The sequence below is a fragment of the Mesorhizobium sp. LNHC229A00 genome (assembly GCF_000502415.1).
Taxonomy (GTDB): Bacteria; Pseudomonadota; Alphaproteobacteria; order Rhizobiales; family Rhizobiaceae; genus Mesorhizobium.
Genome location: NZ_AYWQ01000003.1, coordinates 240,761 through 256,173 on the forward strand (window position 1 = coordinate 240,761; position 15,413 = coordinate 256,173).

The following is a 15,413-nucleotide window of genomic DNA, read 5'->3' on the forward strand; positions in this document are numbered from 1 at the left end:
ATCGCTTTCCGGTCGCGGTCAACAATGACCTAAATGGCCACTCTCCCGAGGGCAAGCGAGGAATGCAGCCATGCCAAGGCATTTCATGACGATCGACGCCGCCCGCGAAAGCCTCACGGAAATCGAAAATTCCGCTGTCGACGAGTTCATGGCAGGCAGGCTCGACCGGCGTGATTTTCTCCGCCACGGCAGCATGCTTGGCCTATCGCTGCCGTTGCTTGGCGGCATTTTGGGAGCGGCCGGTTTCGGCACGCGGAAGGCCCGCGCCGAGGGCAAGCCGGGCGGCACGGTGCGCGCCGGCGTGGCCACGCCCGGCGGTGCCATCGATCCTGTTACCTTCTATGACAGTGGCAGCTATCAGCTGGTTTTCCAGACCGCCGAATTCCTTTGCATCACCCAGCCGGATCTGACCTTGAAGCCGGTTCTGGCGGAAAGCTGGTCGCCCAATGCCGACGGCAGCGTCTGGACCTTCAAGCTGCGCAAGGGCGTGAAATTCCACAATGGTGAGGAGTTCAAAGCCGACGACGTCGTCGCAACGTTCGATCGGCTGGCCGATCCGAACGGCGCCTCCAACGCGCTGTCGGTGTTCAAGGGCCTGTTGTCGAAGGGTGGAACCCGGAAGGTCGACGATCACACCGTCGCCTTCCATCTCGATGCGCCGAACGGCAGCTTTCCCTATTCGGTGTCGATCGACAATTACAACGCCGTCATCCTGCCGGCGAGCTACAAAGGCGATTATGAAAAGACCTTTGAGGGAACTGGGCCGTTCCGGATGGAGACCTACACGCCGAAGGTCGGCGCGACCTTCGTGCGCAATCCCGACTATTGGGGCGAGAAGGCATTGCCCGACCGGCTCGAATTCAAGTTCTACAACGACGTGCAGCCGCGCATCCTGGCGCTGCAGGCCGCCGAGGTCGACATTCTCGACGCGGTGCCGCTCGACGTCAGCCAGGTGGTGCTGAACAGCCCCGACATCACGGTGCTGCGCGTCGCCTCGACCGCGCATCGCCAGTTGCACATGCGCTGCGACATGGCGCCCTTCACCGACAAGCGCGTGCGCCAGGCGCTGGCGCTCAGCATCGATCGGTCCAAGCTGGTCGACGGACTGTGCCGCGGCATGGCGGCGACCGGCAATGACAGCCCGTTCGCGCCGGCCTTCCCGGCCACCGACAAATCGGTGCCGCAACGCACGCAGGATATCGCCAAGGCCAAGCAACTCATGGAGGCGGCGGGGCTTGCCGATGGTTTCGACATCACACTGACGACGTTGCGCTACTCCGATATCCCCGGCTACGCGCAGTTGTTCCAGAACTTCGCCAAGGAGATCGGCGCCCGCATCTCGCTCAACATCGAAGATCAGGACAAATATTACGGCAAGGCTGTATTCGGCCAATCAGACTGGCTGGACAGCCCGCTCGGCATCACCGACTACGCTCATCGCAGCGTGCCGAATGTGTTCCTCAAGAGCCCGCTGGTCAGCGACGGTCCGTGGAACGCGGCGCATTTCAAGAACCCTGCCTATGACGACACGGTCACCAGCTATCTCAAGGCGCTGGATATCGGCGCGCAGCGCGCGGCAGCCTCCGACATCCAGAAACTGCTGCTCGACGAGACACCCGTCATCTTCAGCTACTTCCCCGATCTCCTGGTGCCGGTGCGCAAGAAGGTCAGCGGCTTGCCGCCGATCGCCGCCGGGCTGCTGCTCGATCGGGTGTCGCTGGGATAGAGGCTGCCGCGCCAACGTTCGGCCACGACAGAAACGGGAGACTACCATTCGCAAGCCTCATCTGCGCGGTCGCGGACCGCATTTCCCCGTGCTCGACACTATCGAGCAGTACGAGTTCGAGCCGGGCTATGTCGCCTTCACAATGCCGTCGCTGAAGCGGCTGCGGGTCCAGGTCGGTTCGATGACCGTTGCCGACACCACCAGGGCATTGGTTTTGTTCGAATCCGACCATCTGCCGGTCTACTATTTCCCGATCGAGGACGTGCGCGAGGAATTCCTGCTGCCCTCAAAGACGACGACGGAAGATCCATACAAGGGCGTCGCCACGCACTACTCGCTCAATACAGGCATCACCTTGGTCGAAGATGGTGCATGGCGCTATCTCGATCCCGTCAAGGGTTGTCCGCCGATCGCGGGCTACATGTCGTTCGTGTGGGGCAAGATGGGCCACTGGTTCGAGGAAGACGAGGAGATCTTCGTGCATGCCCGCGACCCGTTCCGCCGCGTCGACTGCCTGCCGTCGTCGCGGCGCGTCCAGATCATCCTCGATGGCGAGCAAGTCGCCGATTCACGGCGCGGCGTGTTCCTGTTCGAAACCGGCCACCCGGTGCGCCACTATCTGCCGATCTCCGACACGCGGCTCGATATGTTCGCGCCCAGCCGTTACATATCACGCTGCCCCTATAAGGGCATTTCCAACTATTATCACGTGACCACGCCCAAGAAACGGCACGAGAACATGGTCTGGTATTATCCGGAGCCGGTGCACGAGGCAGAACGCATCAAGGGACTGGTCTGCTTCCACCACGAACTGGTCGACAAGATCCTGGTCGATGGCGTCGAAATCTCGAAGGAAGCCACGGCTGCGTCCGACGGATATTTCTAGGCACGCCGCAGCCCGCTGAGGCTTGATCGAGATATAGGTCAGCGCATACCTTCCTTGAGCAGGGAGGGCTATCGATGGATCTTTTCAAACTGGACGGCGATGTTGCGCTGGTCACCGGCGCTGGCAGCGGCATTGGCCAGGCAATCGCGATCGGACTGGCCGAGGCAGGCGCCGATGTCGCTTGTTTTGGCCATGCGTCGAAGGGTGGGCTGGACGAAACCGCTCACCGGATCACGGCACTCGGCCGCAGGGCGCTGGTGCTGACGGGCACGGTGACGTCGGAGGGCGACCTGGCCGCGGCCATGGATCGCGTCGAAGCCGAACTCGGCCCGTTGACGGTCGCCGTCAACAATGCCGGCATTGCCGGTTCCGAACCAGCGGAGACACTGGCGCTGGATAAATGGCGAAAGGTGCACGAGGTCAATGTCGCCGGCGTGTTCCTGTCCTGCCAGGCAGAAGCGCGCAAGATGCTGGCGCGAGGCAAGGGCTCGATCATCAACATCGCCTCGATGTCGGGCACCATCGTCAATCGCGGATTGACGCAGGCGCATTACAATTCCTCGAAGGCCGCCGTCATCCACATGTCGAAGAGCCTCGCCATGGAGTGGGCCGATCGTGGGCTGCGTGTCAACGTCGTCAGCCCAGGCTATACGCTGACGCCGATGAACAAAAGGCCGGAGGTGGCCGAAGAGGTGAAGATCTTCAAACGCGACACGCCGATGGGGCGCATGGCGGCGCCGGAGGAAATGGTCGGGCCGACGGTTTTCCTGGCCAGCCGCGCGTCGAGCTTCGTCACCGGGCTCGACCTGATCGTCGATGGCGGCTACGTCTGCTGGTAAACACGGCGTGGACCCGTGTCCCGCCGGTTGCGCATGCAGTCCGGAATTCTGCTTCTTCGCGGCCTTAATCGTTGCGCTGCATGAACGTTGGTATATATATTTTCATCCTATGAAACCGCGCTGGCGAGATGGGACTTGCCAGGCGATAGCCGAGAGCAAATCCGCCGGAAATGCTCGGGATCATGGACCTTGATGGCTCGCACCCTGCAGGGCGCCGCAGGACTGGCAGTTGATCGGCGGATGATCGCTATTGATCCGCGGATGATCGCTCTCGCGGCGATCGATCGGCCATGAGACTGGCTGTCTCGGCAGCGTCCGTCATCACCGAAATCGAGCATCATCGCGCCTGTGCCGGCTTTGGCTCCGGCATGGCGAGAACGGTCTTGCACAACAGCCTGCCTTTCCAACACAATCAAGAAAAGACGCAACAAGGGAACGACCAATAACCGTTACAGCTTGAAGGAGAACCAAGCATGCCATTTCGCAGTGTGATATCGAAATTCTCAATGGGAGCTTTTGCACTTGCCGCGGCAAGTGTCCTGACGCCGACAGCACAGGCAGCGGCGCCGGAATCGAACGACCCGATCAAGATCGCGCTGTTCGACTGGACCAGCGTCAATCTCAACGCCAAGATCCTCGGCGGCATCCTGGAAAAGCTCGGCTATACCGTCGAATACCCGACCGCCGATTATCTCTCCAGCCTGACAACCGGCCTCACCAATGGCGATATCGATGTCGGCCTGGAATTCTGGGATACGACGGCTGGCGAAGCGATGAAGGCCTCGGACGCCACCGGCCAGACCGAAAGGCTCGGCAAGCTCGGCCCGAAGGCCAAGGAAGAGTGGTGGTTTCCCGAATACATGAAGGAGAAATGTCCCTCCTTGCCGGACTGGCACGCTCTGCTCGACGCCACCTGCGCGGCATCGTTCTCCACCGCCGAGACGGTGCCAAAGGGGCGCTATCTCGGCGGCCCGGTGACCTGGGAAGGCTTTGACGACGAGCGTGTCGCGGCGCTGAAGCTGCCCTTCACCGTGATCCATGCCGGCACTGATGCCGCGATGTTCGCCGAGTTGGACTCCGCCTATCAGCGCAAGGCGCCGATCATGCTGTGGATCTATTCGCCGCATTGGGCGCCTGCAAAATACAAGGGCGAATGGGTGCAGTTTCCCGAATACACGCCCGAATGCTACAGCGACCCGAAATGGGGCGTGAACCCGGACGCCAAATACGATTGCGGCAAGCCGCATGGCGAGATCTGGAAGTACTCCTGGAACGGGATGAAAGACAAATGGCCGGTCGCCTACAAAGTGGCCAAGGCCTACACGATCGACACCGACGAGTTGAACAAGATGAGCGGCGAGATCGATCTTGACGGCAAGACGCCGGAAGACGTCGCCGCCGCCTGGATCGCGGCTCACGAGGCGGACTGGAAAGCCTGGGCGCAGTGACCTCCGACTGGAAAGGGAGGCCGGCTGTTGACCGGCCGGCCTCAATTCCTGATGTTCCAGAAGGACGACTGAATGACGGAAGCGATTGAACAGGCATGCGACGAGACGGATGCCCGCCCGATAAAACTTGCTTGCCGCAACGTCTGGAAACTGTTCGGCTCGAACGCCGCCAATTTCATTCGCGAGCGTGACGGCAAGGCCAGCATGGCGGAGGTCTCGGCGGCAGGCCTTGTGGGTGCGGTGCGCGCCGTCGACCTCGAAATCCGCCAGGGCGAGATCTTCATCATCATGGGCCTGTCCGGCTCCGGCAAGTCGACGCTGGTGCGCTGCATGTCGCGGCTGGTCGAGCCGACACACGGCAAGGTCGAATTCGAAGGCAAGGACCTGCTCAAGATTTCCGATGCCGCCCTGATCGAACTCAGGCGCCATCGCATGGGCATGGTGTTCCAGAATTTCGCGCTGTTGCCGCATCTCAACGTGCTCGACAACATCGCCTTTCCTCTGAGTATCCAGGGACAGGATCGGCCGACGCGCGAGGCGCGCGCCCGGGAAGTCATCGAACTTGTCGGTCTGCGCGGCCGCGAGCATTTCTATCCGCGCGAACTGTCGGGCGGCCAGCAGCAGCGCGTCGGCATCGCCCGCAGCCTCGCCACCAAGCCGGAGATCTGGTTTCTCGACGAGCCGTTCTCCGCGCTCGATCCGCTGATCCGCCGCGAGATGCAGGACGAGTTGATGCGGCTGCAGACCATGCTGCACAAGACCATNCAGCAGCAGCGCGTCGGCATCGCCCGCAGCCTCGCCACCAAGCCGGAGATCTGGTTTCTCGACGAGCCGTTCTCGGCGCTCGATCCGCTGATCCGCCGCGAGATGCAGGACGAGTTGATGCGGCTGCAGACCATGCTGCACAAGACCATTGTCTTCATCACCCATGATTTCGACGAGGCCATCAGGCTGGCCGACCGCATCGCCATCATGAAGGACGGCCAAGTCATCCAGATCGGCACGCCGGAGGAACTGGTGGTCAATCCGGCGACCGACTATGTCGCCGAGTTCACCCGCGACGTCGACCGCGCCAAGGTGATCTCAGCGCGCAGCCTGATGCGTACCTGCGCTAGCGCCGAGCACGGCGGCACGGTGGGGCCCGAGGCCAAGATATCGAGTTTTTCGGCCAGCATCGTTGCCGCCGGCAAACCCTTCGCCGTGATCAACGGCACCGGCACGCCCATCGGCGAAGTGACGCCGCAAGCGGTGATCGATCTTCTGGCCGGCATCGAGCGAGGCGGCGCATGACGGTAACGGCAAACGCCAGCCGGACAAGGCCGCCGATCCAACGGTGGCTGGTGATCTGGGTGCTCGCGCTTGCCGCCGTGCTGGTGATGTTCCTGCTGCAGGACAGGCTGCCATGGGCCGTCAACTACCCGGTCGAGGCGGTCGTCCCCGTCGCCGACTGGGTCAGCGCGCTGATGGGCTGGATCAAGTCGAACCTGTCTTGGCTGACACGCTCGGTCACCGCGGTGCTCGGCGTGCCGCTCGACTTCGCGCTCAATCTCTTGGCCAAGAATTTCAAGTTCGGCCATGGCGCCGACGCTTTCGTGCTGCCGCGTTTGTCCTGGGTTGGCGTCTGCGCAGTCGCCTTCCTCGCCGGCCATGTGGCAGGAGGCAGGAAGCTCAGCCTGCTGGTTGGCGGATGTTTCCTCTACATCGCGCTGTTCGGCCAATGGACGAGCGCCATGCTGACCCTGGCGCTGATCTCGATCGCGGTGCCGTTCTGCATTCTCGCCGGACTGTTCGCCGGCATCTGGGCTTGGCGCACGCCGTGGGCCGAGCGACTTGTGGTCTCCCCGGCACTTGACCTGATGCAGACGATCCCCACCTTCGCCTATCTCATCCCGATGCTGCTGCTGTTCGGCAACAGCCCGGTCTCGGCGATGATCGCCACCGCCATCTTCGCCACGCCGCCAATGGTGCGGGCGACGATGCTGGGCCTGTCTCGGGTGCCGTCCGAGATCGACGATTTCAGCGAGATGGCAGGCTGCACGGCGCGGCAGAAATTGTGGCGCGTGCTGCTGCCATCGGCGCGGCCGACGCTGATGGTCGGCGTCAACCAGGTGATCATGCTGGCACTTAACATGGTGATCATCGCCTCGATGATCGGCGCCGGCGGCCTAGGCTACGACGTGCTTTTGGCGCTTCGCGCGCTCAAGGTCGGCGAGGCCATGGAAGCCGGGCTTGCCATCGTCGCACTGGCCATCGCGCTCGACCGGCTGAGCCAGGCCATCGCCCGCAAGCAGGCGAAGGGCAATGTCCACCGGTCCGGCAGCCCGGGTTTCTGGCGCCGCCATCCCAATCTGACGCTCGCCATCGCCATCCTTGCCGTCACCACTCTGCTCGGCCTGTTCGTTCCCGCCCTCGCGACCGTGCCGAAGGCGATCACCTTCACCACCGCGCCACTGTGGAAAGCGGCGGTGAACTGGGTGACGATAAACTTCTTCGATGTCATCGAAGCCTTCCGCGTGGCGCTGATCCTCAATGTGCTCAATCCGGTGCGCGCCTTCTGCGAAGGCTTCCCTTGGCTGGGCGCGGCGTTCCTGCTCGGTCTTGCCGGCTACCAGCTTTCCGGCCTGCGGCTGGCCGTCCTGGTGGCAATGCTGACCGCTTTCTGCGCGGTCACCGGCCTGTGGGAAAAGACCATGGCGACGGTCTATCTCTGCGGCATCTCCGCCTTCCTCNGCCTTCCTCGCCTGCCTGATCGGCATTCCCGTCGGCCTGATGGCTGCCCGTAGCGACCGCTTCGAAAAGATCGTCACACCCGTCATCGACACCCTGCAGGTGCTGCCGTCCTTCTGTTTCATAATCCCGGTCGTGATGCTGTTCAGGGTCGGCGACGTGACGGCGATGATTGCAACGATAGCCTTCGCCGTGGTGCCGGCGATCCGTTACACCAATCACGGCATAAGGCAGGTGCCGTCGGCACTGATCGAGGCAGCGAAAGTGTCGGGCTGCACCCCGCGCCAGACCTTCTTTCGTGTGCAACTGCCGCTGGCGTTGCCGGAAATCATGCTGGGCGTCAACCAGACCATCCTGATGGCGTTGGCGATGATCATCATCTGCGCCATGGTCGGCACGCGCGATCTCGGCCAGGAAGTGTTCATCGCGCTGTCGAAGGCCGATTCCGGCCGCGGCATCGTCGCCGGCCTCGCCATCGCCTTCATCGGCATCGTCGCCGACCGGCTGTTCAATGCTTGGACGGCCAAGGCGCGGGCGAGGCTTGGATAGCGGCGGCGGCCTACTCGGCCGCCACTCCTTTCACCTCGAGATAGCTTTCCATGGAATCGTCCAGTGCCTGCAGCCACGGCGTGTGGTGCAGCGGCGCCATGGTGCCGGTCATCAGCGAACGGTAGGAATGGTCACGGAAGCTCATAATGTCTTCGGCCTTGTGATGCTCCCACTCCATGAAGGTCTGGTTGACCGCCTCGACGTCGAAGCCGGGATAGTCGGTCTGGTCCATGAGTTCCTTGGTGTAGTCGCCTTGGAACCAAATCATCTGCTCGGCATCCTCCAGCGTCTCCTCGCGGGCGCGCCATTTGGCACCATGCGCCGCCATCGCCTCGGCGGACGGCAGCTTGATGCGGCCCATGATGACGTCGCGGGCGTACCAGGCCTGCGCGTCGAACATGTTGAAGGTGTAGAACTGGTCCTGCATGCCGATATAGGACAGCTTCGGGTTCTTCTCCCAGACCACGCCCTCATAGAGGTCCAACGGCCACATGCGGTTGGCGGTCTTGAGCTTGAGATCGTCGGTCAGGAACGGGAAGGAATGGAGATAGCCGGTGCACAAGATGATGGCGTCGACATCCTTGGTCGTGCCGTCCTTGAAATGGGCGGTCTTGCCGACGACCTTTTGCAGCAGCGGCACTTCCTTCCAATTCTCGGGCCATTTGAAGCCCATCGGTTTGGAACGATAGCTGGAGGTGATCGACTTGGCGCCATATTTGTAGCACTGCGAACCGATGTCCTCGGCCGAGTAGGAGCGGCCGATAATCAGGATGTCCTTGCCCTTGAACTCCATCGCGTCGCGGAAATCGTGGCTGTGCAGGATGCGGCCGTTGAAGGTCGAGAAGCCCTCGAAATAGGGAACGTTGGGCACAGAAAAATGCCCGGAGGCGACGACGACATTGTCGAACTCCTCGGAGTAAGTCACGTCGTTGGTGCGGTCATGCGCGGTGACGGTGAATTTCTTCGTCTCGTCCGAGAAGGTGACCATCCGCACCGGGCTGTTGAAGCGCACCCATTTGCGCAGACCCGACTTCTCGACGCGGCCCTTGATGTAGTCCCACAGCACCGCACGCGGCGGGTAGGAGCCGATCGGCCGACCGAAATGCTCCTCGAATGTGTAGTCGGCGAATTCCAGGCATTCCTTCGGCCCGTTCGACCAGAGATAGCGGTACATCGAGCCGTGCACGGGATCGCCATGTTCGTCGAGGCCGGTACGCCAGGTGTAGTTCCACAGACCACCCCAGTCGGACTGCTTTTCGAAGCAGACGATCTCGGGAATCTCGGCGCCCTTGTCGGCCGCCGACTTGAAAGCCCTGAGTTGAGCCAGACCGGACGGTCCGGCTCCGATGACGGCAACGCGATTGTTCATTCCGGGCCTCCTTTTTTGATTTCCCCAGCGAAACAAATTTCACTGGCAGTGACAGTAATTGGCCTCTTGGTGCTGTCAACAGACATCTGCTGGAACGGCGTTTGCGCGCAGAGGTTCCTGGCGGAAAACCCACGGGCGCCGCGATGGTCGCACTGCCGCGCGCGACATAAGATGGCTTGCCGTTGCGGTTGCGCTCCTGTATCGGCACCTGACATGTTCACCTTGAGTGAAATAAATCCTGACGATTGGGGGGCGACATGGCAAAGGCGAATTCGGATTCCAAGGCTCCCGCGAGCGCAAAGGCAAAGCCGTCGCCGAAAGTGTCGGCGGACGGCAGGACCATACGCGCGCCGCTGACACAAAACCCCCACGCCATTCGCGATACCCGCGAAAAAGTGCTTGAGGTCGCGATCGGCCGCGAGGTGCGGGCCTTCCGCAAGAAGCTCGGCATCACCGTGGCGGATCTCGCGGTCGCCACCGATATTTCGCTGGGCATGCTGTCGAAGATCGAGAACGGCATCACCTCGCCGTCGCTGACCACCTTGCAGGCACTGTCGCGGGCGCTCGGCGTTCCCGTCACCGCCTTCTTCCGGCGCTTCGAGGAAGAACGCAGCGCCGTGTTCGTCAAGGCGGGCCAAGGCCTCGACGTCGAGCGCCGCGGCACGCGCGCTGGTCACCAGTACAATCTGCTTGGCCATATCGGTTCGAACACCAGTGGCGTCGTCGTCGAGCCCTATCTGATCACGCTGACCGAGGATTCCGACGTGTTCCCGACCTTCCAGCACGAAGGCATGGAGTTTCTCTACATGCTCGAGGGCGAGGTCGTTTACCGGCACGGTAGCAATCTCTATCCGATGAAGCCAGGCGACAGCCTGTTCTTCGACGCCGACGCACCGCATGGACCGGAGCGACTGACGAAACTGCCGATGCGTTATTTGTCGATTATATGCTACCCGCAGGGCAGTGCTGGGTAGGCGGGCCGCCGCAGCCTCCTCACCTGGATTGCCCCAAGGGAAGAGGAGCCTGACGCCAGCATTGGCGATCTCTTCTCCCCTCGGGGAGAAAGTGGCCGCGAAGCGGCCGGATGTGGGAGGCCTTTCAATCCGGCCCGAACCCCGGGCTCGTCGGGCTCCCATCGTCCAGCTTCGACAGCCACTCGACCAGTGTCGGGCGAAAGCGCGTGAGGCCTTTGTAGCTGGCGAGTTCCTCGGGCAGGTCGCGGATGACGCGGTGCAGGCGCCGTGCCCATTTCGGCTGCGTCACCAGTTCGTCCATCTTGATCAGGTAGCAGCGGATCGGAAAGACGATGCCATTGGAGCGCGGCAGCCGCCAGAAACTCTGCAGTTCGACACGCAGATGCACCTTGTCGCCGACATTCTCCGACGTGACCGTCGCGCGGTCCGGACCCCATTTGTGATAATTCTCAGGGCTGGTGTCCAGCCGCGGATTGATGGTCATCGTCCAGTTCAGGCGCCGTGCCGGCTTGCCCTGTTGGATGTTGGTGAGGAACTTCAGGGCGCGCGTGAAAATACCCTTCTCATGCGCCAGCGGCACCGGCGCGTGCCATTCGAAGAAATTCATGCCGATGTCGAAATCGAGCGACCAGTCGGCCTGGGTGGTGACCATGCCGGCGTCCATCCACAGATTGCCGTCGCGCTGATCGAGGATGCAGAAATCGCCTTGGCTTTGCCGGGTGATATACTCCATCGGCCCGTAGGGCAGCGTCGAGGTGTCACCGAAGGTGAAGGTGTCGTCGATGCCGAGCGGCCGATTGATCCAGCGCCAGCGGTCGCCGTCGCGCGTCAGCGTGAAATGCTCGGGATAGCCCAGCGCCTGCTGCTCCATCAAAAGTTCCAGCAGGTCCCAGCCGGCGAGCGTCATGTGCGGCAGCGACTGGCAGCGCAGGGGATCCTCGGCCAGCACCATCGCGCGGTCCTGCATCTCGGCGACATAGTGTTCGTCGACGTCGATCAGGTTTTCGAGCACCGAGCCCTTGGGCCCGACGACATGCGGCTCGATGTTGACCGCATACATGTAGGCATCCTCGTGGAAGGGGAACGGAAACCGCCTGATATGCTCCGGGCTGTTCTTGAAGGTGAAGTCGTCGCGGAACGTTTCCTTGCGAAAGGTGATGCCCATTCTCGCCTCCTATCTTTCCAGGACCAGAGACCTGCCCTCGAAGCGCGACACGCACGGCATGATCTTATTGCCCGAACGGTGCTCTTCCTCGCTCAGCCAATGGTCGTTGTGGATGAATTTGCCGTCACACGAGATAACGTTGGTCTCGCACTGGCCGCAGACGCCGCCACGGCAGAGATAGGGCGGATCGACGCCAGCGGCTTCGATGGCTTCCAGCAGGCTCTGCTGCTCGCCGACGCGGATGGTCTTGCCGCTGATGGCAAGCGTCACGTCGAATGGCAGGCCGGGCTGCGGCGCCGCGAAATGCTCGTAGTGGACGGTCTCCGGCGGCCAGCCCAGGCTAGCTGCGCGGTCGCGCACCCAGTTGATCATGCCTGCGGGGCCGCAGACATAGAGGTGCGTCCCGAGCGGCTGCGTGGATAGCAACCGGTCGAGCTCGATCCGCTCCTCAAGGTCATCGTGATAGAGCCGGACGCGACGGCCGTAGCGTTCCCGCAGCACATCGGCATAGGTGCCAAGCGAAGCGGTGCGGCAGGTGTAGTGCAGTTCGAAATTGCCGCCCTCCCCCGCCAGTTGGGCGGTCTGGGCCATGAACGGCGTAATGCCGATGCCGCCGGCCAGCATCAGGTGTTTTTTGGCGCGCAGATCGAGCGAAAAAAGATTGACCGGATAGCTGATCACCATCTCCAGGCCCGGCTTGACCGACCTGTGCATGAACAGCGAGCCGCCGCGACCGACATCATCGCGGCGCACCGAGATGGTGTATTCGCGCGTGTCTAGCGGCGAGCCCATCAGTGAATAGGGATTGAGCCTTGTGCGCTCGCCATCGCGCATCTCGACCACGACATGGGCGCCGCCGGAAAAGGTCGGCAACAGCTCGCCATCACGTCGGCGAAAATGGAACCGGGTGACCAACTCATTGACCGGGACGACGTCGCTGACGACGACGTCGAGCTTGGTGGTGCCGGTGCTCATCGAAATATCTCCTCCATCGGAGGAATTTCACTACGATCCTCGGCATTGATGCAGACGCCCTGGAAAGCGGCAAGGCGTCGGGAATAGTGATCGCGAACGAGAAGCAGCAGGCCGCAATGCGAGCAGGTCGCCGGCTGCGTCGTCACATTCTCGGTGATGCCCTTGCAGTGGACACATTGCATGCGGCGCGCCAGCGAGCCGCGATGCTCGGTCTGCATGGAGGTGTGGTCGACGCCGGCTTCGAGCGCCACCTGCATGGCCTGGCCGATCAGCCCTTCGGTGCCGGCGAGATAAAGGCGCAGACCCATATGCGCGTTGGTCAGCGTCTGCTTCAGACGCGGCAGCAGGCTGGCGAAGGACGGCGCCAGATGAAGCCGCGCCGGCTTCAATGCTTCGAGAGCGGCAACATATTTGCCGTCAGGACCGGGAATGAAGACGATTTCGGCTGCATCGAAGAACCTGGCCGGAGCCCTGGCGGCCATGTCTCTTATCGCGAGCGCGCCTTCCGCATCCGCCACGAAAAGATGATGCTTGCCGGGTTGCGGAGACAGGGTCCCGTAGATGGGCCGGCTGATGATGGTCTTGACTGCCATTTAAGTCTTCGTGCCTCGAAACCCCTCGCTGTCGATTATACCTCAGCCTTTCGCCGTGCGCTTGGTCTTCTTGGGATCGTCGAACGGCAAGGGCTGCGCCGTCGCCTGGATCGATCCTCTCTTGTTGCGGATTTCGAGCGTGGTGTCCTTGACCGCGCAGTCGACGTCGAGCCGGGCGATGCCCATCGATTTCTCGACCAGCGGCGAATACATGGCGCAGGTGACAACGCCGACCTTTTTGCCGTCGCGATAGACCGGAGCGCCCTCGTCCGCCGGCTCTCTGCCGTCGAGCAGGACGCCATAGATCTTGAAGCGCTCCTTGCCTTTCAGGCGATAGTGCTCCTCGGCACCGCGAAAGCCGGTCTTGCCGGGACTGACGGTGAAGTCGAGGCCGAGCTCCCAAAGCGTATCGCCGGGTCCTTCATTCTCGAACGGATACTTTTGGGAATTGTCGTAGGGGTAGAACAGCAGGTAGCTTTCGACCCGCAGCATGTCGAGCGTGGTGAAGCGGCACGGAATGATGCCGGCGCTCTTGCCCTCGTCGAGAATCCTGTCCCAGATCGTGCCTGCATCCTGGCCACGGCAGAAGATCTCGTAGCCGCGTTCGCCGGTATAGCCGGTGCGCGAGATCATGACGGGGAAGCCGAACAGTTGCGTCTGCATATGATGGAAGTAGTTGAGGTCGCGGATGCCGGGCACGTGCTTGGCCAGATAGTCGACCGCTGTTGGCCCCTGCAGCGACAAATCGTGCAGATTGTCGTCGAAGCGCAACGACACGTCCCGTCCCATCGCCGCCCGCTGCAGTTCCTCATGGCCGGTGCCCGAGCCGTGCACCACCATCCAGGAATTCGGTCCCGTGCGGTAGAGGATGCAGTCGTCGGTGAATTTGCCCGCTTCGTTCAGCATGCAGGCATAGGCCGACTTGCCGGGATAGATCTTTTCGACGTCACGCGTGGTGGCGAGGTCGATCAGATGCGAGGCGTGTGGCCCTGTGATGTGAACCTTCTTCAGGCCGGAAACATCCATAAGCCCGGCCTTGGTGCGGATGGCGATATATTCCTCGTCGGCATCCTTGTCGTAGGTCCAGGCGGTACCCATACCGCTCCAGTCTTCGAGTTTCGAACCCAGCGCACGATGGCGATCCGCCAGGGTCGAAAATCTCCACGATGCCGTCATCCGCTCGTCTCCATCGAAAATGCTGCTGTTCCCTGCTCCCGTGCGCAAGGCCGGGAGCTTGGTCGAATATTGATCGCAAACGCGAGAGGCCCGCAATCCCCCTAAAGCAAATAATTTCATTGTCAGGCAAAATCGGCAGGTCGAAGCAAGCGGTTAACTCAGCGTAAATTCATCTTGACAATTGCGGAATTCGGCCTGAATTTATGAAAAAAATTTCACTCTCTTGAAAGAGAGCGGCGGGCGGTGGATTCGGAACCGGGCGTCGGCAAAAAAGGGGAAAAACCGATGGCAGACCTGCAGCAGCGCATCGAGGCGCTGTACCGCTCCGACTTGCGCGGATCCGCGATCCTGATCATCTGCCTGTGGGCGACGATCCTCTTCGTCCTCTTCATGACATGGCCATACATTCCTCAGGGCAGCATCAAGGCGGTCGTCGCCATTGCCGCCGCCGCCGTGCTCATCTTCAACACGGCAGCCATCCTGGCGATGGTCAAACACTACAAGGAAGACAAGGAGTTCATCTACGGGCTCGACATCAAGAACGCCGACGCATCCCGCAACCGCAAGTCCTGAGGGGAGAAACAATGTCCCGCTATACGCCGCCGGAGCAGAGCAAGGCCGGGCAAGTCTTCGACATCGCCGTTGTCGTGGTCGCCATCTTCGTGGCGCTGTGGCTGCCGCTGAAGCTTGGTCTTGCCGGTGCCGCAAAATCGATCGACGCGCTCGATGCCAAGACCTGGGAAGCGCTCGGGCAGAATCCGACCATGGCGTCGATCTGGGAAAAGCTCGGCTATACGCCCGAGACCGCGCACGACGTCATCCAGAACCGGTTCCACTACATCATCGACTGGCCGACGCTGATCATCATGGCGGCCGTCCTGATCGGTTATTTCGTGTTCCTGTTCCGGGCATCCGACCGCGAATATCGCGATGTCATCAACGAGAAGTTCGACGATAAGTAAAGTTTGACGACGAAGATTTTGGGG

13 protein-coding genes and 1 pseudogene are annotated in these 15,413 nt (G+C 61.8%); 9 read left to right on the forward strand and 5 right to left on the reverse strand.

Annotation, left to right across the window (positions count from 1 at the left end; translation table 11 throughout):
* The first annotated feature begins 70 nt into the window (after nucleotides 1–70).
* The 6 genes and pseudogenes from X742_RS161530 to X742_RS01000000169845 all read left to right on the forward strand — a co-directional run bounded on the left by X742_RS161530 (nucleotide 71) and on the right by X742_RS01000000169845 (nucleotide 8,175).
* On the forward strand, nucleotides 71–1,726 hold the full coding sequence (locus tag X742_RS161530; protein ID WP_023771043.1) for an ABC transporter substrate-binding protein: 1,656 nt from the start codon (nucleotides 71–73) through the stop codon (nucleotides 1,724–1,726).
* Nucleotides 1,727–1,814: 88 nt separating this feature from the next.
* The gene (locus X742_RS161525; RefSeq protein WP_023771044.1) at nucleotides 1,815–2,612 is read left to right on the forward strand and encodes a DUF427 domain-containing protein; all 798 of its coding nucleotides are present in this window, start codon (nucleotides 1,815–1,817) and stop codon (nucleotides 2,610–2,612) included.
* A 74-nt stretch (nucleotides 2,613–2,686) separates the two neighbouring features.
* Nucleotides 2,687–3,451 (forward strand): SDR family oxidoreductase, encoded by a 765-nt coding sequence (locus X742_RS161520; RefSeq protein WP_023771045.1) that lies wholly within the window; start codon nucleotides 2,687–2,689, stop codon nucleotides 3,449–3,451.
* 473 nt (nucleotides 3,452–3,924) lie between these two features.
* A complete protein-coding gene (locus X742_RS161515; RefSeq protein ID WP_023771047.1) occupies nucleotides 3,925–4,899 on the forward strand; it encodes an ABC transporter substrate-binding protein in 975 nt (324 codons plus the stop codon).
* A gap of 72 nt (nucleotides 4,900–4,971) precedes the next feature.
* Nucleotides 4,972–6,189 (forward strand): glycine betaine/L-proline ABC transporter ATP-binding protein, encoded by a 1,218-nt coding sequence (locus X742_RS1000000175530; protein WP_023771048.1) that lies wholly within the window; start codon nucleotides 4,972–4,974, stop codon nucleotides 6,187–6,189.
* Nucleotides 6,186–8,175 (forward strand): annotated as a pseudogene (locus X742_RS01000000169845) (ABC transporter permease subunit). Before X742_RS1000000175530 ends, X742_RS01000000169845 begins: the two are co-directional and overlap by 4 nt.
* A gap of 10 nt (nucleotides 8,176–8,185) precedes the next feature.
* Here X742_RS01000000169845 and X742_RS161510 read toward each other — a convergent pair.
* Nucleotides 8,186–9,544, reverse strand: a complete 1,359-nt coding sequence (locus tag X742_RS161510; RefSeq protein WP_023771049.1) for an NAD(P)/FAD-dependent oxidoreductase — start codon at nucleotides 9,542–9,544, stop codon at nucleotides 8,186–8,188.
* Nucleotides 9,545–9,801: 257 nt separating this feature from the next.
* Between X742_RS161510 and X742_RS161505 the strand changes: the two genes are divergently transcribed.
* Nucleotides 9,802–10,518 carry an XRE family transcriptional regulator gene (locus tag X742_RS161505; RefSeq protein ID WP_023771050.1) on the forward strand — a complete coding sequence of 239 codons (717 nt, stop codon included), beginning with the start codon at nucleotides 9,802–9,804 and terminating at the stop codon, nucleotides 10,516–10,518.
* Nucleotides 10,519–10,642: 124 nt separating this feature from the next.
* On the opposite strand, the gene X742_RS161500 is transcribed toward X742_RS161505, so the two are convergent.
* From X742_RS161500 to X742_RS161485, 4 genes are read right to left on the reverse strand one after another with little or no spacing between them, the layout of a single operon-like run.
* Nucleotides 10,643–11,683 (reverse strand): DUF3445 domain-containing protein, encoded by a 1,041-nt coding sequence (locus X742_RS161500; protein WP_023771051.1) that lies wholly within the window; start codon nucleotides 11,681–11,683, stop codon nucleotides 10,643–10,645.
* A 9-nt stretch (nucleotides 11,684–11,692) separates the two neighbouring features.
* Entirely contained in the window at nucleotides 11,693–12,658 is a 966-nt protein-coding gene (locus tag X742_RS161495; protein WP_023771052.1) for a PDR/VanB family oxidoreductase, read from the reverse strand.
* Nucleotides 12,655–13,251 carry a dimethylamine monooxygenase subunit DmmA family protein gene (locus tag X742_RS161490; RefSeq protein WP_023771053.1) on the reverse strand — a complete coding sequence of 199 codons (597 nt, stop codon included), beginning with the start codon at nucleotides 13,249–13,251 and terminating at the stop codon, nucleotides 12,655–12,657. The genes X742_RS161495 and X742_RS161490 overlap by 4 nt, the downstream gene beginning before the upstream one ends.
* Before the next feature lie 42 nt (nucleotides 13,252–13,293).
* Nucleotides 13,294–14,427 carry an aminomethyltransferase family protein gene (locus tag X742_RS161485; RefSeq protein WP_023771054.1) on the reverse strand — a complete coding sequence of 378 codons (1,134 nt, stop codon included), beginning with the start codon at nucleotides 14,425–14,427 and terminating at the stop codon, nucleotides 13,294–13,296.
* Nucleotides 14,428–14,712: 285 nt separating this feature from the next.
* Between X742_RS161485 and X742_RS161480 the strand changes: the two genes are divergently transcribed.
* Both X742_RS161480 and X742_RS161475 read left to right on the forward strand, forming a co-directional pair.
* Nucleotides 14,713–15,000 (forward strand): hypothetical protein, encoded by a 288-nt coding sequence (locus X742_RS161480; RefSeq protein ID WP_023771055.1) that lies wholly within the window; start codon nucleotides 14,713–14,715, stop codon nucleotides 14,998–15,000.
* A gap of 11 nt (nucleotides 15,001–15,011) precedes the next feature.
* Nucleotides 15,012–15,389: a hypothetical protein gene (locus tag X742_RS161475; RefSeq protein WP_023771056.1), complete on the forward strand. Its 378-nt coding sequence runs from the start codon at nucleotides 15,012–15,014 to the stop codon at nucleotides 15,387–15,389.
* The last annotated feature ends 24 nt before the right edge of the window (nucleotides 15,390–15,413 follow it).

Excerpts from the sequence above, each read along its gene's own strand:
- X742_RS161530 (WP_023771043.1), top strand. The coding sequence starts at position 71 with ATGCCAAGGCATTTCATGACGATCGACGCCGCCCGCGAAAGCCTCACG.
- X742_RS161520 (WP_023771045.1), top strand. The coding sequence starts at position 2,687 with ATGGATCTTTTCAAACTGGACGGCGATGTTGCGCTGGTCACCGGCGCT.
- X742_RS161515 (WP_023771047.1), top strand. The coding sequence starts at position 3,925 with ATGCCATTTCGCAGTGTGATATCGAAATTCTCAATGGGAGCTTTTGCA.
- X742_RS161510 (WP_023771049.1), bottom strand. The coding sequence starts at position 9,544 with ATGAACAATCGCGTTGCCGTCATCGGAGCCGGACCGTCCGGTCTGGCT.
- X742_RS161505 (WP_023771050.1), top strand. The coding sequence starts at position 9,802 with ATGGCAAAGGCGAATTCGGATTCCAAGGCTCCCGCGAGCGCAAAGGCA.
- X742_RS161500 (WP_023771051.1), bottom strand. The coding sequence starts at position 11,683 with ATGGGCATCACCTTTCGCAAGGAAACGTTCCGCGACGACTTCACCTTC.
- X742_RS161495 (WP_023771052.1), bottom strand. The coding sequence starts at position 12,658 with ATGAGCACCGGCACCACCAAGCTCGACGTCGTCGTCAGCGACGTCGTC.
- X742_RS161490 (WP_023771053.1), bottom strand. The coding sequence starts at position 13,251 with ATGGCAGTCAAGACCATCATCAGCCGGCCCATCTACGGGACCCTGTCT.
- X742_RS161485 (WP_023771054.1), bottom strand. The coding sequence starts at position 14,427 with ATGACGGCATCGTGGAGATTTTCGACCCTGGCGGATCGCCATCGTGCG.
- X742_RS161480 (WP_023771055.1), top strand. The coding sequence starts at position 14,713 with ATGGCAGACCTGCAGCAGCGCATCGAGGCGCTGTACCGCTCCGACTTG.
- X742_RS161475 (WP_023771056.1), top strand. The coding sequence starts at position 15,012 with ATGTCCCGCTATACGCCGCCGGAGCAGAGCAAGGCCGGGCAAGTCTTC.